The following is a 19,578-nucleotide window of genomic DNA, read 5'->3' on the forward strand; positions in this document are numbered from 1 at the left end:
CCGCCCATGACGCCGTGTCTGAATGTAATGAGAGTGTGGAGCAATCAGGTGCCTCTGAACACCATCGCGCTGGAACTCGTCCCGCCCACCCTTGATCGCGGTGTGCAGTACCCCGTTGACGAGGCGCGAAAAGTGCTCGCCTTGGCATCTGAGACCGGTATCGAAGGCCGGATCCGCCACGTTATGATCCCGGGGATGATCGATGAGGACCACGACCGTCCGATCGAGATGAAGCCACGGATGGATGTCCTGGACTACTGGAACATCCTCCGGCCCGAACTGCCCGGCATGCGAGGTCTGTGCACACAGGTCACCTCGTTCCTGGACTCCGAGGCGCTGGGCAAGCGCCTGACCGATCTGAGTGCGGCGGGTTTCGAGGGCATCGCGTTCGTCGGCGTGCCCCGGACGATGAAGGACGGCGAGGGCGAGGGTGTGGCCCCGACCGATGCCCTGTCGACCTATGAGGAGCTGGTGCCCAACCGCGGCGCCATCCTGATCCCCACCCGTGAGGGCGAGCAGGGCAGGTTCAACTTCAAGTGCGACCAGGGCGCGACATACGGCATGACCCAGCTGCTGTACTCCGATGCCATCGTCGAGTTCCTGACCGAGCTCGCCAAGACCACCGATCACCGCCCAGAGATCCTGCTGTCGTTCGGGTTCGTGCCGAAGATGGAGACCAAGGTCGGTCTGATCAACTGGCTCATCCAGGACCCGGGCAACGAGGCCGTCGCCGCTGAGCAGGCATTCGTCACCGACCTGGCCCAGCGGGAGCCCGCGGACAAGCGCCGCCTGATGCTCGACCTCTACAAGCGGGTCATCGACGGCGTGGCCGAGCTCGGTTTCCCGTTGAGCATCCACTTCGAAGCGGCCTACGGGGTGTCGAAGCCGGCGTTCGAGACCTTCGCCGAGATGCTGGAGTACTGGGCCCCGGACCGGGTCTAGCGCGCCGGCCGCACTTGTCGGTGGTCGAATGTATGTTCGATTCATGGAGGCGGGTGCGGTCCAGGCGGTAGCGGGGTTACGCGCGGCTTTCGACGCGTTCGCCGCAGGTGATTTTGAGTCGTTGACCCGGTCTGAGCTGGTGGCGGTGCTCGACGAGTACGAGGAACTGCTGTGTCAGCTGCCCGCTGTGGGGCATCGGCTGCTCGCACAGTTGCAGGCCGCAGCCACCTCGCAGGAGTTGGGTGCCAAATCCTGGAATGAGGTGCTGCGGATCCGGTGGCGGCTGTCGACCGCTGAGGCCGGCCGGCGATTGGGTGAGGCCGCCGAGTTGGGGCCGCGCCGTTCGTTGACCGGGGAATCCTTGCCTGCGGTGTTGCCGGTGGTGGCTGCCGCGCAAGGTGCGGGGTTGATCAACGCCGATCACGTCAAGGTGTTGCGTGATGCGGTGCACCGGCTACCCGGGTTCGTCGACCAGGTGACCCGGGAACAGTTCGAAGCCGACCTGGTGCGGGTCGCGGTCGGGGTGGGTCCCAAAGAACTCAAAGACACCGCCGAGTTGCGGCTGTTCCTGCTCGATCAGGACGGCCCCGCACCTGATGACACCGAACGGGCCCGCAAACGCGGGGTCAGTGTCGGCAAGCAGGGCCGCGATGCCATGACCGCGTTGACGGCGAACCTGACCCCGGAGGCGGCTGCGGTGTGGGAGGTGCTGTTCGCGAAGTTCGCCGCGCCCGGGATGTGCAATCCCGATGACGAGCAGCCCTGCATGTCGGGCACCCCCACCCAGGCCCAGATCGAGCAGGATCAGCGCAGTTTGGCTCAGCGTCAGCACGACGCGTTGGTGGTGATCGGGCGGATCGCGTTGATGACGGATCTGGGTCAGCTCAACGGGTTACCGGTGTCGATCATCGTGCGTACCACCTTGCAAGACCTGGAATCGCGTGCCGGGATCGGGGTCAGCGGGGGTGGGACGAAGATCCCCATCCGCGACGTCATCCGCATGGGTGCTCATGCCAGTCATTACTTGGCGGTGTTCGATCGGGCCACGGGGGCGGCGTTGAACTATTTTCGGGCTCGGCGTATCGCCAGCCCGGCTCAACGCATCATGCTCATCGCCCGCGACGGGGGCTGCACCAAACCGGGCTGCACCGTCGGTGCTTACGGCTGTCAAGCCCATCACGGCGAGGCCGACTGGGCTGCCGGCGGTAACACCAATGTCGACGTGATGGCATTGGCCTGCGGGCCCGACAATCGCCTGGTCGATGACGACGGCGGCTACAGCACCACTATCACCGCCGACGGTGTCGTGCAGTGGCACCCACCGCCAGAGCTGGATCACGGCCAAAACCGCATCAACTACCTTCACCGCCCCGAACTGCTGCTCACCCCACCCGGGAATCAGCCGGAACGTGAGCCCGACCCCGACCTCACGCCCGAACCCGACGTGACACAGCCACCGGCACCGGCACCGGCACCGGCACCGGATCTCACCCGCGAGCCCGAACCCGAGCCCTACCCCGAATGGGACCTGGACTGGGACCCGCAGTGGGACCTGAAGTGGAATCCCGACTGGGACCGGCAGTGGGACAACGACTTCGACCCACCCCCACCCCACCCGGACTACCTCTGGGACACAGACCCGTTCACCACAGGCCTGTTCGCCACGGACCCGTCACACCCAGACCTGTCCGCCCCCGAACCGGCCCACCCCCGACTCCCACCCGCCTGGGACCTACTCGACCACCCCGACCCATGGCAACGCATCGGCAACGACCGCACCACCGGAAACAAGGCAGTACGCGGACCTTAGTTCGCACCCATGGCGGCGGTGACCGCCTGCGCGATGAACCGCACCGCATCGTTGCGGCTCACCGAGGCCATCAGTTGTGCGGCAGCCTGAATCTCGGGACCCACCAGGCACGTCGGTCCCTGGGTGAGATTGGCGAATGCCGCCGCCACCACATCATCGACGGCTGCCGCACCCGGCGGAGTGTGCTCGGGTGAGGAGATCTGGCCTCGCTCGTGTTCCAGCTTGCGCAGGGCAGGAGTGTCGGTCTTACCGAGAATCAGTCCGAGTACGTCGACACCCGAGGGCTGCAGCTCGGTCCAGAGTGCCTCGGCGAACACCATGTCGAAGGCCTTGCTCGCGCCGTAGGCCACCATGTTCGGCCCGCCGGCGAATCCGGCCCCGGACCCGAAGATGACGATGCCGCCACGGCCTCGCTCCACCATGGGCTGGGCGTAGTGATGGCACAGTTGCATCGGCACCAGGCAGTTGCGTTGCACCAGCGATTCGGCGTCCGACAGAGGGCTGGACAGGAACGGCCGGAAGTTCGGATCGGCGCCCGCGCAGTAGACCAGGAAACCGATATCGAGATCCTCGGTCCCAGCGATCACTTCGCCGGCAGCCTCTGGCGCGGCCAGATCTATTGCCAGCGTTCGCGTTTGCGCGCCGGTACGTGCCGTGATGGCCGCTGCCACGTCGTCGAGAACGCCTTGTCGCCGGGCCAGCAGCACCACGTTGAGGCCACGCCGCGCCAACTCCTCGGCCATTGCCGAGCCGACCCCGTCGGAGGCGCCCGCCACCAGCGCCCACGGACCGTACCGATCTGTGAAGTCAGACATTGGCTATCCGCACCGCGGTGAACTGTCGTCGCGCGATCTTCCAGCCCGCTGAGGTTCGGGCGAACTCGTCGTCGTAGAAGCCGACGGCGTTGACGCCGGAGTTGTTGTCCTGTGCCAGGATCAGTCCGTCGATGTAGGTGCGCGCGGTGGCGGTATCCCCGTCAACAGTGATCGCGTGGTTGCTCAGCCGGTGCATGGTGTGCCCGGCCATCGCGTGGGACTGGTCCATGAACTCGGTGACGGCGTCCACCCCGTTCCACTTGCCGATCTCGCCATAGTCCAGCACGCAGTCATCGGTGAAGACGGTGCGGAACAGCGGCCAGTCCCGCCGGTCGATCCCGGTGGCGTAGCGGACCAGTACGTCGATGATGTCCAGGTGGTCTTCGTGGGTGGTCATGCGTGGTCTCCGTTCGGATGCACAATGATTCGCGCGGGTCCTGCCGAGCGGCGGGCCAGGTCGAGCGCGTCGGGAACTTCGTCGAGTGGCACCACCATGCCGATGCTGGGTGTCGGGTCCAGGTCTCCGGAGACGATGGCATCCAGTGTTCCGTACCAGTCCTGCGGCCACGGCCCGCCGCCGAACTGCAAGGTCACGCCCTGGCGGGTGGCGGTGGTGATGTCGAGGGTGTCGCCGGTGTACCAACCGCCCGCACAGTAGATCCTGGTACCCATCTCGGATTCCTCGACGATCTTCTGGATCAGACCCGATGCGCCGACACATTCGAACACCACCGCCGGGCCCCACAGGTTGCGTTCGGCGCGTACCTCGCGCCAGACGTCCATCGGTGAGCGTTCGGCCGGGTCGACGGCGATGTGGGCGCCGAACTCCTTGCACGCCAGGGCACATCGGTCGGCCTGGAAGTCCGAGACGATGATCGGTTCGACGCCACGGCGGGCCAATGCCGCGACCGCGGACAGCCCGATCGCCCCGGCGCCGATCACGATGGGGATCTCGCCGGGCTCGAGCCGGGCGGATCGGACATAGAACTCGCCGACTGCGAAAGCGTCCGTCAGCGCGACGGCGTCATCCGAGGCGCCGCCGGTGACGGGGCGGGCGATCGATTCAGCCACTACCAGCAGTTCGGCGAAACTCCCTGGGGTGTCCGGGTGCTGGCCGATGATGTGGGCGCCGTCGGCGCCACCGTTGACCAGCCTGATGGGGATCGACGTGGCTCGGCTACCCACGGGGAACTGATCGCTGCAGCCGGGCCCGTGACCGATGACCTCGCCGATGAACTCGTGGCCCAGCACGACGTCACGGTCCGCGTCATAGAGCGATCGGCCGGTCGGATCGTTGAGACCGAGTTCGGGGTGGTCCATGAAGTGGACGTCGGACGCGCAGATCGCGGTACTGAGCACCCGCAAGAGAAGCTCGCCGGGACCCGGTACGGGATCAGGGATCTCGCGGACCTGGAGTTGACCGGCCCGGAGGACAACTGCGCGCATCGCATACCAATTCTCTAATATTCGAGATAGTCTCTCGAATTGACAAGGTCGACTGTAGGAACCGTCCAGAACGGAGTCAAGGGTGCGTGGTGCGGGCTCGGCGCCGACCAATCGGGTGCTCGATGTGATCGAGTTGCTGGCGGGTGCCGGCGATACCCGGTTGCGGTTCTCCGATGTGGTCAGCGCGCTGGACCTGACTCAGGCCACCGCGCACGCCATCCTCAAGACTTTGTGCGACCGCGGCTGGCTGATCCGCGATCCCGCTGACAAGACGTTCGCTCTCGGACCGGGCCTGGCCGTGGTGGCGGCCCGGACGGAGGCGGCGCGACCCCTGGCGCATGCGGCTCGCATTGCTGCCCAAAAACTTTCGCAAGAACTCGACTGTGCGGCCTCGGTCGTCGAACGGCTCGATGACGAGCTGGTGATCACCGCGTTCGAGGGGGCCGGCCGGCAGCCGGCCTCGGCGCCGGGTGACCGGATCCGATACGCACCGCCGTTCGGCGTTGCGTTTGCGGCCTGGGGCGGCTCAGACGAGCAACGCAGCTGGATCGGACGGGCACCTGGCCTCAGCGAGGAGTTGGCCGGCCGCCTTGAGGAGGTGCTCGCCCAGACCCGGGAACGTGGTTACGACATCGACTGGACGACACCGGATCTGACCCGGGCGGCACAACTGGTCGGCACGTTGTCGAGTGACGGACTGCCCGACCATGTTCGCGACATCACCGATCAACTGCTCGCCGAATTCGCCACGATCGGTCTGGTGCCGTCCGGTGGGATGGCAGGCAAGGCGCAGCCGGTGGCCACCATTGCCGCACCCGTCTTCGATGCCGACGGTCGGGTCGCGCTGATCCTGTCGGTACACCCGCTGCGATCCATGACCGCTCGCCAGGTGGACACCGCCGGCCAGCGGGTCAGGCGGGCCGCCGATCGGCTGGGCCGATCGTGAAGCTGAACTCCGCGACTCCTCCGACGCCACCGGAGATGACGTCACCGGGCTGCATCGGCCCGACCCCGGCGGGGGTCCCGCTGTAGATCAGGTCGCCGGGGGCCAGGTCCACGGCCGCCGAGATCGCACTGATGACCTCGGGGACCGACCAGATCAGGTCCCTGAGGTCGCCGTGCTGCTTCAGCTCACCGTTGACCCGCAGCCAGATCTCGCCGCTGTCCGGGTGACCGACCTCTGAGACCGGATGGATCGGGGTGCAGGGGGCGGACGCGTCGAAACCCTTGGCCCAATCCCAGGGCCGGCTCAGTTTCTTGGCCTCGTCCTGCAGATCGCGCCGGGTCAGATCGACACCGACGCCGTAGCCCCAGACCAGCTCCAGCGCGTCGTCCGGTGCCACCTCGCGGCCACCGGAGCCCAGCGCCACCACCAGCTCGATCTCGTGGTGAAACGACGACGTCAGCGACGGATACGGGACGGTGCCCGCCGCGTCGATCACGGCGTCGGCCGGCTTCATGAAGAAGAATGGCGGTTCCCGGTCGGGATCCTTGCCCATCTCACGCGCGTGCGCGGCGTAGTTACGTCCGACGCAGAACACCCGCCGCACCGGAAAGCGGCCATCCCCGGTACTGACCGGGAGCGACGCCTGCGGTGGAGGTGGGATCACGAAGTCGGCCATGGGAACCATCTTCCCCGGGCCCGCGTCAGAATGCGTCGTTGTCCAGGTGCATGACGTCGCCGTCGACCGATTCCACGACCTCCCGCACCGCGGTCAGCAGCGGCAACATGTTGTGCGCGAAGAACTTCGCCACCGCGATCTTGCCTTCGTAGAAGGCCCGGTCGCGATCGCTCGTTGTGTCCAGTGCCGCCTGAGCGACCTGCGCGCCGACCAGCAGCCGCCAGCCGATCAGCAGATCGCCCACCGCCAGCAGAAACCGCACCGAACCGAGGCCGACCTTGTAGAGCTGCTCGGGCTGTTCCTGTGCCGCCATGAGGTAGCCGGTGAGGGTGGCGGCCATCGACTGCACGTCGTTCAGCGCGGTGGCGAGCCGGGCGATTTCAGGCTCCAGCCCACCCCCGGCTTCCAAAGTTGCCGAGATCTGGGCCGCGACGTGGGCCAGCGCGCTGCCCTGGTCGCGGACGATCTTGCGGAAGAAGAAGTCCAGCGCCTGAATGGCGGTGGTGCCCTCGTACAGCGAGTCGATCTTGGCGTCGCGGATGTACTGCTCGATCGGGTAGTCCTGCAGGTAACCGGATCCGCCGAGGGTCTGCAGCGATTCGGTGAGAACCTCGTAGGCCTTCTCCGAACCGACACCCTTGACGATCGGCAGCAGCAGATCGTTGACGCGATGGGCCAATTCGGTGTCCGCGCCCGAGACATGTTGCGCCACCACGGAATCCTGGTGCGCGGCGGTGTACAGGTACACCGACCGGAGGCCCTCCGCGTAGGCCTTCTGGGTGAGCAGGCTGCGTCGCACGTCGGGGTGCTCGATGATCGCGACTCGCGGTGCGGTCTTGTCGGTCATCTTGAGCATGTCGGAGCCCTGGATGCGGTCCTTGGCGTACGCCAGCGCGTTGAGGTAGCCGGTGGACAGAGTGCCCGCGGACTTCACTCCCACGGTCATCCGGGCGTTCTCGATCACCCGGAACATCTGAGCGATGCCGTTGTGGACGTCGCCGACGAGATAGCCGACGGCCGGGGTGCCGTGCGCGCCGAAGGTGACCTCGCACGTCGGCGAAGATTTGATGCCCATCTTGTGCTCGAGCCCGGTGACGTACACGCCGTTGCGCTCACCGAGTTCGAGGGTCTCCGAGTCGAAATGGAACTTCGGGACATAGAACAGGCTCAGCCCCTTGGTGCCGGGCCCGGCGCCCTCGGGGCGGGCCAGCACCAGGTGGAAGACGTTTTCGGCGGTATCGCCGACGTCGCCACCGGAGATGAAGCGCTTCACCCCGTCGATGTGCCAGGTGCCGTCGGGCTGTGCGATGGCCTTGGTGCGCCCGGCGCCCACATCAGACCCCGCGTCGGGCTCGGTCAGCACCATGGTGCCGGCCCAGCCCTTGTCCATGCTCATGCGCGCCCAGCGCTGCTGCTCTTCGGTGCCGACCTCGGCCAGCGTGTGTGCCATCGCCGGGCCGAGACCATAGAAGAACATCGCCGACGGGTTGGCGGACATGATCATTTCCTGGATCGCCCACACCAACGATGCGGGCGCCGCTGTGCCCCCGGCGTTCTCGGCGAGCCCGACGCGCCACCACTCGGCGTCCTTGACGGCCTGCACGGTCTTGGCGAGTGGTCCCGGCACGGTGATGTCGTGGGTGGCCGGATCGAACTCGGGAGGGTTGCGGTCGGCGTCGACGAACGATTCTGCGACAACACCTTCGGCAAAGCGCGCCACCTCGTCGAGCATGGTGCGCGCGGTCTCGGTGTCGAGGTCGCCGAATGCGCCCGAGTCGATGACCGGCCCCAAGGCCAGAACCTGGAAGAGATTGAACTCGATGTCGCGGACGTTCGCGATGTAGTGACCCACGATCCGCCAGCGTCGACCAGTCCCGACGGGGTACGCAAGCGTAGGTTGCAGCAACCTACGGCTACGGAACCGGAGGTTGCCAGTTCAGTATCTGCTGTGATCTGCATCACACCGGGTCCAGCCCCTATCCTTGACCGAGTGTCCGAACCGTCAGTCGCCGAGCTCCGCTCCCGCCTCGACGGGCTGACCATCCGCGACGCGGAGCGGCTCCGCCGTCGCTTGCGGAATCTGCGCGGTGGCGAGACCGCCAAGATCGCCGAACAGATCGCCACTGCCGAGGGCCTCGTACTCACCCGCCGGGCCGCGGTCCCGGCAATCACCTACCCGGATCTGCCGGTCAGTGAACACCGCGACGAGCTCGCGAAGGCCATCAGTGAGAACCAGGTGGTGGTGGTTGCCGGCGCGACAGGGTCCGGCAAGACCACGCAGCTGCCCAAGATCTGCCTGGAGCTGGGTCGCGGCATTCGCGGCACCATCGGCCACACCCAGCCCCGCCGGCTGGCCGCCCGCACCGTCGCCCAACGCATCGCCGACGAACTCGGCACCCCGCTCGGCGACGCCGTCGGGTACACCGTGCGGTTCACCGACCAGGTCAGCGACTCCACCCTGATCAAACTGATGACCGACGGCATTCTGCTCGCCGAGATTCAAAGAGACCGCCGGCTGCTGCGCTACGACGCCCTCATCCTCGACGAGGCCCACGAGCGCAGCCTCAACATCGACTTCCTGCTGGGTTACCTGCGCGAGCTGTTGCCCCGCCGTCCCGACCTCAAGGTCATCGTCACCTCGGCGACCATCGAGCCGGAGCGATTCGCGGCTCACTTCTCGAACGCCCCGATCGTCGAGGTGTCGGGCCGGACGTACCCGGTCGAGATCCGGTACCGGCCACTGGAAGTCCCCGTACCGGTCTCGGACGACGACGACCCCGACGATCCCGACCACGAGATCGTGCGCACTGAACCACGGGATCCGACCGAGGCCATCGTCGACGCGGTTCGCGAGCTCGAGTCCGAGCCCCCGGGAGACGTCCTGGTCTTCCTGTCCGGCGAACGCGAGATCCGCGACACCGCAGAAGCCTTGAAGGACATGCGGAACACCGAGGTGCTGCCGCTCTACGCGCGGCTCCCCACCGCCGATCAGCAGAAGGTGTTCCAACCCAGCCACAGCGGGCGGCGAATCGTGTTGGCCACCAACGTGGCCGAGACATCGCTCACCGTGCCGGGCATCCGTTACGTCGTCGACCCCGGCACCGCGCGGATCTCCCGCTACAGCCGCCGCACCAAGGTGCAGCGCCTGCCCATCGAGCCGATCTCGCAGGCGTCGGCAGCCCAGCGGGCGGGGCGGTCCGGGCGCACCGCTCCGGGCATATGTATCCGGCTGTACTCGGAGCAGGACTTCGAATCTCGGCCGCGCTACACCGATCCGGAGATCCTGCGGACCAACCTGGCCGCGGTCATCCTGCAGATGGCCGCTCTGCAACTGGGCGACATCGCGGAGTTTCCGTTTCTGGATCCGCCAGACGCCCGCAGCATCCGCGACGGCGTGCAGTTGTTGCAGGAACTCGGCGCCTTCGACACCGCGGGTGCGCTGACCGACGTCGGTCGGCGCCTGGCCCGGCTGCCACTCGATCCGCGGGTCGGCCGGATGATCCTGCAGGCCGACACCGAGGGCTGCGTGCGTGAGGTACTGGTGCTGGCCGCGGCGCTGTCGATTCCCGATCCCCGGGAACGCCCGAGCGACAAGGAAGAGGCGGCGCGTCAGAAGCACGCCCGGTTCGCCGACGAGCACTCGGATTTCATCTCGTATCTCAACCTCTGGAACTATCTGCGCGAGCAGCGAAACCAACTCTCCGGCAATGCGTTCCGGAGGATGTGCCGCGACGAGTTCCTGCACTACCTGCGAATCCGAGAATGGCAGGACCTGACCGGACAGCTGCGCAGCATCGCCCGCGACATCGGGATCCGCGAGAGTGATGAGGTCGCCGAGCCGGCCAGTATTCACGCCGCACTGACCGCGGGCCTGCTGTCCCACGTCGGCTTGCGCGAGGGTGAGTCCCGCGATTATCAAGGTGCCCGCAACTCCAAGTTCGTGCTGGCTCCCGGCTCGGTGCTGACGAAGAAGCCGCCGCGCTGGATCGTGGTGGCCGACCTGGTGGAGACCAGCCGGCTGTTCGGCCGCATCGCCGCCAAGGTCGAGCCCGAGGCGATCGAGCGTGTCGCCGGACATCTGCTGCAGCGCAACTACAGCGAGCCGCACTGGGAAGCCAAACGCGGTGCGGTCGTGGCTTTCGAGCGGGTCACGCTGTATGGGCTACCGTTGGTCCCGCGCCGCAAGATCGGCTACACCCAGATCGATCCGGAGCTGTGCCGTGAGTTGTTCATCCGGCACGCCTTGGTCGAGGGGGATTGGCAGACCCGCCACCACTTCTTCCGCGACAACGCGCGGCTGCGGGCCGAACTCGAGGAGATCGAGGAACGCGCCCGTCGGCGTGACCTGCTGGTCGGCGACGACGACATCTACGCGCTCTACGACGCCCGGATCCCGGCCGATATCGTATCGGCGCGTCACTTCGACGCGTGGTGGAAGAAGCAGCGCCACAAGACACCTGACCTGCTCACCTTCACCCGTGACGATCTGCTGCGGTCCGAGGACGGCGCGGACAATCCCGATACCTGGCAGGCCGGCGATCTCGAACTGCCGCTGACGTACCGATTCGAGCCCGGGGCGGCCGACGACGGCGTCACTGTGCATGTGCCGGTGGGGGTCTTGGCGCGGCTCGGTGGTGACGGTTTCGCCTGGCAGGTACCGGCCCTGCGGGAGGAACTGGTTACCGCACTGATCAAATCGCTGCCCAAGGACCTGCGCCGCAACTTCGTCCCGGCGCCCGACACCGCGCGGGCCATCCTGGGTGACATCGATCCGTCCGCCGGGTCCCTGCTGGACGAGGTGCAGCGCGAACTGCGCAGGCGCAGCGGCATTCTGGTGCCCATCGATGCATTCGACCTGAGCAAGATACCGGACCATCTACGGATGACCTTCGCCGTGGAATCAGTCGACGGCAAAGAGGTGGCCCGCGGCAAGGACATCGACGCGCTGCGTGAGCAGCTCGCGGTGCCCGTCGCACAGGCTGTGGCCGACGCGCTGGGCGGCGACCTGGAACGCACCGGGCTGCGGGCGTGGCCCGAGGATCTCGACGAGCTGCCACGCACAGTGGAGAACGTCAGCGGCGGTCACACAGTCAGGGGCTATCCGGCCTTCGTCGACACCGGAAAAGCCGTCGATATCAAGGTGTTCGCCAACCCGGCCGACCAGGCCGCGGCCATGCGGCCGGGCCTGCGGCGTCTACTGCGACTGACCACCCCCTCACCGGTGAAGGCGATCGAACGCGGCCTGAGCACCCGCACCCGGCTGGCGCTCAACGCCAATCCTGACGGTTCGCTGGCCGCGTTGCTCGATGATTGCGCCGATGCGGCCGCCGACGTGCTGGTACCCAAGCCGGTATGGACCAAGGCGGAGTTCGCCGGGGTTCTGACCCGGGCAGGCAAGGAACTCGGCCCCACTACCCAAGCCGGGGTGAACCGGGTGGAGAAGGTGCTGGCCGCGGTGCACGAGGTGGAGGTCGCGCTGCCCGACAAGCCGTCAGCTGCCCAGGCCGATGCGGTAGCTGACATCCGGTCTCAACTGGAACGCCTGTTGCCCAAGGGTTTTGTCACCGAGACCGGGATAGCGCGGCTGAACGACCTGGCCCGATATGTCACCGCGATCGCCCGCCGGCTCGAGCGGTTGCCCCAGGCGCTCGGCGCCGACCGAGACCGGATGTCGCGTGTGCACGCGGTCGAGGATGCCTATGACGAACTGGTTCAGGCGCTTTCGCCAGGCCGGGCCGCAGCGGCCAACATCCGTGACATCGCATGGCAGATCGAGGAGTTGCGGGTGAGCCTGTGGGCCCAGCAGCTGGGTACGCCGCGCCCGGTCAGCGAGCAGCGCATCTACAAGGCCATCGACGGCGTCACCCGCTGACAGCCCCTCCGCCGAAACGGCATTCCGGCAGGCCCTCTCTCGCACTTTCTCTGCTGGAATGCGGTTTCGGCGAGAATCAGAGGATGGTGTGCTCGATCTGCCCGACGCCGTCGAGGGTCAGGGTGAGGGTGTCCCCGCGACGCAACCAGTGCCCCGTCTCCATACCGCTGCCCCCGGGCAGCGTCCCGGTGCCGAAAAGCTCACCCGGATAGAGCGGTTCGCTGCGTGACGCATGCGCCAGCACCTCGCCCAATGTGTGCTGCATGCCGGCGCTGCTCACGGTGCTGACCACCGACCCGTTGAGTGCCACCGAACCGGTGAGGGTTTCGATGCGCGGCAGGATCTCGTCGGCGGTGACCGCGGTGTCCGACATCGAGCTGGCGAAATGCTTGGACTTCTGCGGCCCGAAGCCGCTGAGCATCTCGGGTCGCTGCACATCGCGGGCGCTGAAATCGTTGAGTACGACGAACGCTCCGATCGCTTCGGCGGCCGCATCGGGTGTCGCGTTGAACAACGGTGCGGCCAACACGAATCCGATCTCCAACTCGAAGTCGAGCGCCTGTGAATAGTCCGGGACCGGAACCGGGGTGCCGGTCGGCACGAAGGTCTGTGCGTTGGACATGTAGTAGATCGGCTGCTCATAGAACAGCGGCTTCGGCCTGAACTGCGGCACCGGGCGACCGGTGACGCGTTCGTACAGCGACGTCACCCGGTAGAGGCCGGGGTGAAAGCGCCGGATCAGCCCGCGGGCCGCGTCGATGTTGTGCTGTTCGTACAACATGAAGTCGCGAAATGACACCGGCTGGAACGGCAGGAGGTGGTCGCTGTGTTGCAGCTGGCGGTCGGCTGCTGCTGTCAGCCAGGCCTCGTCGAAAACCGGACCACCAAGGGCTGTGCGGTCTGAGTGCTCAGACCAATCACCCTGGGAATCAAGGGATTGCACCCTCAGGCCGGTGGCGGTGCGGACACGGCGTAGTTTCACCGAGTCCTCCCGAGCTGCCTGCGCAGGAACTCGGTGACGTGTCCGGCCACCGTGTCTGGTTGCTCGAGCCATGGCCAGTGGCCTGTGCTTGGCACCGGCTGTACCTCACAGCTCCGGAAGATCCGGCGGTACTCGTCCGTCTGCGCGTACGGCACGTAGTGGTCATCGGCGCCCCACACCACGAGGACATCGCCGGTGAACTCGGTGAGCCGATCGGCATACGGGGCAAGGGCATTCGGGCCGGTGGATCGGTACAGCTTCAGCACCGCATCGGGTGTGCCACGGGCGAACATGTGCTCGGCGATCGACTCCAGCGCATCGGCCGGCAGCCCCGGATCGCGCATGGCGAGCACACGACGCAGCACTGCCGGGTTGCCGATCCGCGACAATGCCTCGGCCAGTACGGGTGTCCGCCACAGCTTGGCGGCGAAGTGGTTGATCACCACGGGGGTGTTGATCAGCGTGATGCTGGCGACGGAATCGAGATGGTCGACCGCCCAGGCGAGTGCCCAGGGGCCGCCGAAATCGTGGGCGACCAGGTGGGCGCGCTCGACACCGAGTTGGTCCAGAAGCGCGCCCAGATGTGCGGCGTAGGCCGCCACGGTGTACGGCCACTGTGCCGGCTTGTCGGCCGCACCGAATCCGGGCATCTCCGGGGCGATCACCCGAGCGATACCGGCGACCGGCATCAGCAAACGGTCCCATCTGGCCCCGGCGTTGTTGCCGTGCACGAACACCACTGCCTCGCCGGCGTCCGGTCCCGCCGCGCCGGCGACGAGCACCGGCGACCGCACCCCGTCGACCGCCAGCGTGCGGTGCTCGACGGGGCTGTCCATCAGCGGAATCTTACGGTCGCAGAAGGTCCGCCGCGTCTTTTCAACCGATCACTGTGTGCCTGTCGCCACCCACGGGACGCGATCGGCCCGGGCATCGTCGAGCACGAGGTCGGCCACGCGTGACCGATGGGCTTCGGCACTGCCCAACAGGGCGGCATCGGTGGTGGCCCGCTTGAAGTACAGGTGCGCCTGGTGCTCCCAGGTGAACCCGATCCCGCCGTGCACCTGGATGGTGTCCGCCGCGATCTTGGCAAATGCCGCCGACGCGGTGGCCTGCGCAATGCTGGCTGCCAGCGCCGGGTCGTCGGTGCCGTCGGTCAGCGCCCACGCCGCGTGATAGGTCGCTGACCGGGCGTGCTCGAGGTCGACCAGGTCATCCGCCAACCGGTGCTTGACGGCCTGGAAGGACCCGATCTGCCTGCCGAACTGAAGCCTCGATTTCGCGTACTCCACGGACAGATCCAGCAGATGCTGTGCGGCTCCGATCTGTTCGGCGGCCAGGAGTGTCGCTGCCACCTGGAATGCGTGGGTGATGACGCGGTCGGCCTCGTCGGGACCGGCCACCAGTTGGGCGGGCGCCGCGGTCAAGACGATGGTGGCCTGCGGCCGCGTGAGGTCGAGCGTGGTCAGCGGGGTGCGTTGCACTCCCGCGTCTGACGCGTCGACCACGTACAGGCCGACGCCGCCGGATCCGGCGGCCGCCACCAACAAGGTGTCCGCGGCGTCGCCGTCGACCACGCGCTCGACCGTGCCGGTCAACGTCCCGTCTTCGGCGACAGTCACATTCACCGCGGTGGGATCGAACGCACCGGCCCGATCCGACACCGCGAACGCCGCGATCCGCGTGCCTTCGGTGAGTGCGCCGAGGAGTTCGTCGCGCACCGGGCCGGCCGGGGCTGCGACGAGAGCGGGGACGGCCAGCAACACGGTGCCGAACACCGGTCCGCAGGCCAGTGCCGCCCCGAGTTCCTCGACCGCGACGGCCTGGTCGACGAGCGTCCCGCCGGCTCCGCCGTCGGCCTCGGGAACCGCCAGGCCGAGCACGCCGAGCTCAGCGCCCAACCGGGCCCACACTTTCGGATCGAACCGTGGCTCGGATTCCATGAGTGTCCGCACCGTCGGCTCGGAGAAGTTCTCGGCACAGAACTTTCGGACCGCGGTGCGCAGTTGAGCCTGCTCGTCGGTGAACCTGAACTCGGACTGATCCGCAAGCTTCTCAGCTTGCTCGTCGGGTTGATCCGCAAGCTTCTCAACCACGCGGGATCTCCTTCCACGGCATACCGGCATCGGCCCGCAGATCGCCCGGCAACCCGAGGATCCGTTCGCCGAGAATGTTGCGCATCACCTCTGAGGTGCCGCCTTCGATGGTGTTGGCCTTGCTGCGTAGGAAGCGCTGCTGGAGGGGCCCGCGCCAGTCCTTGCCGTCCTGCTCGTCGTCGCGATCACCCGTCCCGTAGCCGTGATACAGGATCCCCTCGGGCCCAAGCAGATCCATGCACCACTGGTAGATGTGCTGGTTGAGCTCGGCGCCGACGAGCTTGCCGATCGAGCCTTCGGGTCCCGGTCCGCCGACGGTGGCGGCCGCCCGGGACCGCTCGGCGGTCAGCCGTTGGGCCTCCGAACGCAGCCAGAGCTGGCTCAGCCGGTCCCGCAACACCGGAGTCCGCAGGTCCGGGCGTGATGCCCACAGCGCCACGGCATCCGAGATGGTCCCGGCTCCGCGACGATTGCCGCTGCCCCCGAGCGCGCTGCGCTCGTTCATCAGGGTGGTCATCGCGACGTTCCAGCCGTTGCCCACTGCGCCGAGCCGGTGCGCATCGGGGATGCGGGCGTCGGTGATGTACACCTCGTTGAACTCGGCCTGGCCGGTCATCTGTCGCAGTGGTCTGGTCTCGACGCCCGGGCCGTGCATGTCCAGCACGAAGTACGTCAGGCCCTTGTGTTTGGCCACATCGGGATTCGTACGGGCCAGCAGCAGACCCCAGCGGGCGCGGTGCGCCAGACTGGTCCACACCTTCTGCCCGTTCAGCACCCATTCGTCGCCATCGGGCACCGCCGACGTGGCCAGCCCGGCCAGATCTGATCCGGCGCCTGGCTCGGAGAACAGCTGGCACCAGATGTGTTCGGTGCTGGCCAGCGGCCGCAGCCAGGATTTCTTGAGCTCATCGGACTGTGCGTGCTCGCGCACCGTGGGTGCGGCCATGCCGTAGCCCATCGGGTTCAAGCTCAGCGGGATGGGCCCGCCGGCGCCCTGCAGGATGCGGTCGGCCACGGCCTGCAGACCACGTGACACCCCGAGACCACCGAGGCCCTCGGGGAAGTGCACCCAGGACAGGCCCGCGTCGTAACAGGCGGCCAGGTACTCCGGGATTGGGACTTTCTTGGGGTCGTGGTCGGCCACGACCCGGCGGGCGAGGTCGGCGACCCGGTCCGCATCAGCGACGCTGCTCATCCAGCCACGATAGGGAAAGGGGTCTGCCGGCCTGCAGGCGGGCGGTAGCGTCCACGGTCGTGGACCGAAAGCGCGTGGTGATTGCGGGACTCGGCGACACCGGCGTGCTCACCGCGATCCGCTTGGCGCGTCGTTTCGACGTCGTCGGCATCTCGGTCAACCCTGGCCTGGTCAGCGGTCAGGAGCTGGGCACCCGGTTGGCCCGGCCCGAAGACTGGGCACGCAACTACTGGATCGGCTTCGACCGGTTCCGCGAACTCGACCGGGTCCGCACGGTGCACGGCACGCTGGCAGGCGTCGACTTTTCGGCACGCACGGTCAGCGTGCAGGATGCCGGCGGGAACGAGCAGGTGGAACCCTATGACGCGCTGGTCATCTCGACCGGTGTGACGAACGGCTTCTGGCGGCAGGCGGTTCTGCAGTCGGCAGGCGATGTCGATGCGGGGCTGAGGACTGCACACGAGCGATTGGGTTCGGCACGTTCGGTTGCTGTCATCGGTGGTGGCGCGGCGGCGGCCAGCAGTGCGGCCAACATCGCCGTCCGGTGGCCGGGTAACCGGGTGGCGCTGTACTACCCCGGCGAGCATCCTCTGCCGCAGCACCATTGGCGGGCCCGGAAGCGGGTCGAAGACAGGCTGGCTGCGGCGGGCGTGACCCTGCACCCGGGGCATCGCGCCGTGGTACCGGAAGGCTTCGACTGCGCGGCCATCACCTCCGAACCTGTCTACTGGAGCACGGGACAACCTTCGGTGCAGGCCGATGCGGTGCTGTGGACCATCGGCCGGGTCCGGCCGAACACGGACTGGCTGCCGGCGGACGTCCTCGACGAGCGCGGGTTCGTTCGGGTGACACCGGAACTGCGGGTGCCGGGACACGATGGCGTATTCGCTGTCGGCGATGTCGCGGCCACCGACCCGCTGCGCTCCTCGGCCCGAAACCGGGCCGACGGACTGCTGGCCCGAAACGTGACCGCCTACTTCACCGGCGGCACGACGCGCAGCTACCGTCCGCCGTCCAGCCGATGGGGCTCGGTGCTCGGAGTGCAGCCGGACGGGTTGGAGGTGTTCGCTCCCAACGGATTTGCCTTCCGATTTCCGTCCTGGTCGATCGAGCGGGTACTCCAGCCGTGGATCGTCCGCCGCGGCATCTACCGTGGCGTGCGGCCCGGAGATCAATCCATCGTCACCAACGGCTGATCGACGGGCACCACATAGGTGGCGAGCATCAGGGTCCGCACGGTGCCGACATTGTGGGCATTGTGGGCGACGCCCGCCGGGATGAGGAACGGGTCTGGATGATCTCGAAACCCGGTGTGGGAGCCGCAGAACGCTGAAGTTCGGTGCGGGGGACCCCGGCAGTCGGATCGTCGGCGAGCGCGGTAGGGCGGTTCGGTGCTGACACTTTCGCGTATGTAACGCCACGGCGAGATTTCGGCTGATTTTCCGCCGTGGGGTTACGAACGCGGCTCAGGCCCGGGGCAGCGCGACGGGCACGGTCTGCAGGCCCGGGCTCACCGGGCTCACCGGCGCGGGAACCGCTCCCGGTACCCCGGCCACCCGAGGTACGGCGGCTACCCCGGGCACCTGGCCGGGCACTCCGGCCGTGCCGGGTACCACCGGTGCAGCGGGTGCTGCCGCGACTCCGGGCACTTGAGCGACCTGACCGGGCACTTGAGCGACCTGTCCGGGCACCTGAGCAACTTGACCGGGCAGGGCGGGAGCAACTTGACCGGGCACAGCCGGCGGCACCTGACCCGGCACGGCCGGAGCCGGAGCAGCCGGAGCGGGGGGAGCGGCGGCCGCCGCAGCGTTCTGACTGAGCACCCGCAGCAGGTCGGGCTTCATCTGCTGCAATTGCGATCCCCAGTAGTTCCAGTTGTGGGTGCCGTTCGGCGGGAACTCGAACTTCGCGTTGCGTCCGCCCGCAGCCACGTACTTCTGCTGGAACTCCTTGTTGGAGTTGATCGTGATGTTCTCCAGGAACTGCGCGCTGTACAGCGTGCCGAAGTTACCGCCGGGATCGTCGAGTTCGGAAGGAACACCGTTGCCGCAGTACACCCAGATCGCGGTGTTGTTGGCCACCAGCCGGTTGATGTTGACCGTCGGGTCGTTGCGACGCCAGGCCGGATCACTGGATATGCCCCACATGTCGGTGGGGTTGTAGCCGCCGGCGTCCTTCATCGCGAAGCCGATCATGGTGGGCCACAGGCCCTGTGACGGATTCAGGAAGCCGGACAGGGCGCCGGCGAAGATGAACTGGGCTGGATGCCAGATAGCCAGGGTCAGGGCCGCGCCACCGGACATCGACAGCCCGACGACGGCATTGCCGGCTGGCGCGACGTCGCGTTTGGCAGCCAGGAAGGCCGGAAGTTCCTGGGTGAGGAAGGTTTCCCACTTGTAGGTGGTGGTGCCCGCACTGCCGGCCGCGGGGCGGTACCAGTCGCTGTAGAAGCTGGACTGCCCTCCGACGGGCATGACGACAGAGATGCCCGACTTGTAGAACCACTCGAACGCGGCGGTGTTGATGTCCCAACCGTTGTTGTCGTCCTGGGCGCGCAGGCCGTCGAGCAGGTACAAGGCGTGCGGTCCGCCGCCCTGGAACTGAACCGTGATGTCGCGGCCCATCGCGGCCGACGGCACCTGCAGGCGTTCCACGGGCAGACCATCGCGCGAATACGCCGCGGCGGTCGGTGTGGGCGCGGCCATCACCAGTGCCGGCAACATCAAACCTGAAATCGCAGCGGCCGCCACGCGGCGCGACACCCGACCGAACATTCTCAGTCTCACACCGGCACGCTAACA

General features: G+C 67.3%; 15 protein-coding genes. 5 read left to right on the top strand and 10 right to left on the bottom strand.

Going from position 1 to position 19,578, the window contains the following annotated elements; genetic code table 11:
• The first annotated feature begins 48 nt into the window (after nucleotides 1-48).
• Nucleotides 49-942: a mycobacterial-type methylenetetrahydrofolate reductase gene (locus tag AC4ELS_RS15375; protein WP_499048005.1), complete on the top strand. Its 894-nt coding sequence runs from the start codon at nucleotides 49-51 to the stop codon at nucleotides 940-942.
• 28 nt (nucleotides 943-970) lie between these two features.
• Complete coding sequence (locus AC4ELS_RS15380) at nucleotides 971-2,752, top strand: HNH endonuclease signature motif containing protein (RefSeq protein WP_499048007.1); 1,782 nt, start codon at nucleotides 971-973, stop codon at nucleotides 2,750-2,752.
• On the opposite strand, the gene AC4ELS_RS15385 is transcribed toward AC4ELS_RS15380, so the two are convergent.
• The 3 genes from AC4ELS_RS15385 to AC4ELS_RS15395 are packed head-to-tail and all read right to left on the bottom strand — an operon-like array spanning nucleotide 2,749 to nucleotide 5,013.
• The gene (locus tag AC4ELS_RS15385) at nucleotides 2,749-3,567 is read right to left on the bottom strand and encodes an SDR family NAD(P)-dependent oxidoreductase (RefSeq protein WP_499048009.1); all 819 of its coding nucleotides are present in this window, start codon (nucleotides 3,565-3,567) and stop codon (nucleotides 2,749-2,751) included. The genes AC4ELS_RS15380 and AC4ELS_RS15385 overlap by 4 nt on opposite strands.
• Complete coding sequence (locus AC4ELS_RS15390) at nucleotides 3,560-3,964, bottom strand: nuclear transport factor 2 family protein (protein ID WP_499048011.1); 405 nt, start codon at nucleotides 3,962-3,964, stop codon at nucleotides 3,560-3,562. Before AC4ELS_RS15390 ends, AC4ELS_RS15385 begins: the two co-directional genes overlap by 8 nt.
• Nucleotides 3,961-5,013 carry a zinc-binding dehydrogenase gene (locus AC4ELS_RS15395; RefSeq protein ID WP_499048013.1) on the bottom strand — a complete coding sequence of 351 codons (1,053 nt, stop codon included), beginning with the start codon at nucleotides 5,011-5,013 and terminating at the stop codon, nucleotides 3,961-3,963. Before AC4ELS_RS15395 ends, AC4ELS_RS15390 begins: the two co-directional genes overlap by 4 nt.
• Nucleotides 5,014-5,128: 115 nt before the next feature.
• On the opposite strand from AC4ELS_RS15395, the gene AC4ELS_RS15400 reads away from it, so the two are divergent.
• Nucleotides 5,129-5,959 carry an IclR family transcriptional regulator gene (locus tag AC4ELS_RS15400; RefSeq protein WP_498885048.1) on the top strand — a complete coding sequence of 277 codons (831 nt, stop codon included), beginning with the start codon at nucleotides 5,129-5,131 and terminating at the stop codon, nucleotides 5,957-5,959.
• On the opposite strand, the gene AC4ELS_RS15405 is transcribed toward AC4ELS_RS15400, so the two are convergent.
• Both AC4ELS_RS15405 and AC4ELS_RS15410 read right to left on the bottom strand, forming a co-directional pair.
• Nucleotides 5,925-6,635 (bottom strand): fumarylacetoacetate hydrolase family protein, encoded by a 711-nt coding sequence (locus AC4ELS_RS15405; RefSeq protein ID WP_499048015.1) that lies wholly within the window; start codon nucleotides 6,633-6,635, stop codon nucleotides 5,925-5,927. The genes AC4ELS_RS15400 and AC4ELS_RS15405 overlap by 35 nt on opposite strands.
• Nucleotides 6,636-6,660: 25 nt before the next feature.
• Nucleotides 6,661-8,487 (bottom strand): acyl-CoA dehydrogenase, encoded by a 1,827-nt coding sequence (locus AC4ELS_RS15410; protein ID WP_448444627.1) that lies wholly within the window; start codon nucleotides 8,485-8,487, stop codon nucleotides 6,661-6,663.
• Nucleotides 8,488-8,625: 138 nt separating this feature from the next.
• Between AC4ELS_RS15410 and hrpA the strand changes: the two genes are divergently transcribed.
• Nucleotides 8,626-12,507 (top strand): ATP-dependent RNA helicase HrpA, encoded by a 3,882-nt coding sequence (gene hrpA / locus AC4ELS_RS15415; protein WP_499048017.1) that lies wholly within the window; start codon nucleotides 8,626-8,628, stop codon nucleotides 12,505-12,507.
• 76 nt (nucleotides 12,508-12,583) lie between these two features.
• Here the strand turns inward: hrpA and AC4ELS_RS15420 are convergent, their stop codons facing one another.
• From AC4ELS_RS15420 to AC4ELS_RS15435, 4 genes are read right to left on the bottom strand one after another with little or no spacing between them, the layout of a single operon-like run.
• Complete coding sequence (locus tag AC4ELS_RS15420; protein ID WP_499048019.1) at nucleotides 12,584-13,489, bottom strand: fumarylacetoacetate hydrolase family protein; 906 nt, start codon at nucleotides 13,487-13,489, stop codon at nucleotides 12,584-12,586.
• Nucleotides 13,486-14,325 carry an alpha/beta fold hydrolase gene (locus AC4ELS_RS15425; RefSeq protein ID WP_499048021.1) on the bottom strand — a complete coding sequence of 280 codons (840 nt, stop codon included), beginning with the start codon at nucleotides 14,323-14,325 and terminating at the stop codon, nucleotides 13,486-13,488. The genes AC4ELS_RS15420 and AC4ELS_RS15425 overlap by 4 nt, the downstream gene beginning before the upstream one ends.
• 48 nt (nucleotides 14,326-14,373) lie before the next feature.
• Complete coding sequence (locus tag AC4ELS_RS15430; protein WP_499048023.1) at nucleotides 14,374-15,582, bottom strand: acyl-CoA dehydrogenase family protein; 1,209 nt, start codon at nucleotides 15,580-15,582, stop codon at nucleotides 14,374-14,376.
• On the bottom strand, nucleotides 15,575-16,777 hold the full coding sequence (locus AC4ELS_RS15435) for an acyl-CoA dehydrogenase family protein (protein ID WP_499048025.1): 1,203 nt from the start codon (nucleotides 16,775-16,777) through the stop codon (nucleotides 15,575-15,577). The genes AC4ELS_RS15430 and AC4ELS_RS15435 overlap by 8 nt, the downstream gene beginning before the upstream one ends.
• Before the next feature lie 59 nt (nucleotides 16,778-16,836).
• On the opposite strand from AC4ELS_RS15435, the gene AC4ELS_RS15440 reads away from it, so the two are divergent.
• Complete coding sequence (locus tag AC4ELS_RS15440) at nucleotides 16,837-17,973, top strand: FAD-dependent oxidoreductase (RefSeq protein WP_499048027.1); 1,137 nt, start codon at nucleotides 16,837-16,839, stop codon at nucleotides 17,971-17,973.
• 270 nt (nucleotides 17,974-18,243) lie between these two features.
• On the opposite strand, the gene AC4ELS_RS15445 is transcribed toward AC4ELS_RS15440, so the two are convergent.
• Nucleotides 18,244-19,563 carry an esterase family protein gene (locus AC4ELS_RS15445; RefSeq protein ID WP_499048029.1) on the bottom strand — a complete coding sequence of 440 codons (1,320 nt, stop codon included), beginning with the start codon at nucleotides 19,561-19,563 and terminating at the stop codon, nucleotides 18,244-18,246.
• Nucleotides 19,564-19,578: the final 15 nt, after the last annotated feature.

The sequence above is a fragment of the Mycobacterium shunyiense genome, assembly GCF_058270035.1.

What these genes read in the sequence shown, in the direction of transcription:
- AC4ELS_RS15395 (WP_499048013.1), bottom strand. Translation starts at nt 5,013, where the DNA reads ATGCGCGCAGTTGTCCTCCGGGCCGGTCAACTCCAGGTCCGCGAGATC.
- AC4ELS_RS15390 (WP_499048011.1), bottom strand. Translation starts at nt 3,964, where the DNA reads ATGACCACCCACGAAGACCACCTGGACATCATCGACGTACTGGTCCGC.
- AC4ELS_RS15380 (WP_499048007.1), top strand. Translation starts at nt 971, where the DNA reads ATGTATGTTCGATTCATGGAGGCGGGTGCGGTCCAGGCGGTAGCGGGG.
- AC4ELS_RS15385 (WP_499048009.1), bottom strand. Translation starts at nt 3,567, where the DNA reads ATGTCTGACTTCACAGATCGGTACGGTCCGTGGGCGCTGGTGGCGGGC.
- AC4ELS_RS15425 (WP_499048021.1), bottom strand. Translation starts at nt 14,325, where the DNA reads ATGGACAGCCCCGTCGAGCACCGCACGCTGGCGGTCGACGGGGTGCGG.
- AC4ELS_RS15435 (WP_499048025.1), bottom strand. Translation starts at nt 16,777, where the DNA reads ATGAGCAGCGTCGCTGATGCGGACCGGGTCGCCGACCTCGCCCGCCGG.
- AC4ELS_RS15405 (WP_499048015.1), bottom strand. Translation starts at nt 6,635, where the DNA reads ATGGCCGACTTCGTGATCCCACCTCCACCGCAGGCGTCGCTCCCGGTC.